At 37.0% G+C, this 243-nt stretch carries 1 protein-coding gene; it reads right to left on the minus strand.

The features are described from left to right. Nucleotides 1-243: hypothetical protein (locus Q4563_RS21960; RefSeq protein WP_303606046.1), on the minus strand; the 243-nt coding region annotated here is incomplete at both ends.

Genomic DNA, 243 nt, shown 5'->3' on the forward strand with positions numbered 1-243 from the left:
CTCTTGAGATTTACTAAGGAGCACTGCTAACGAATCAAGTTTTTTATTTACTTCTTCAGTAATACTAACTTGCTCCTTTAGCGGGGGTATTGTTGCAGTAAAACTCAACATATCTGAAATATTTAGGCTAGCTTGATTCGCTGTACCATGCGCATGCAGATCTAAATGATCACGATAGCGACTGGTTTGAAGTAATAAAAATAAGTAACCATTCTCAAGTCGATTATCAGTACAGTCGAAGAC

The organism is Gilvimarinus sp. 1_MG-2023 (assembly GCF_030548285.1).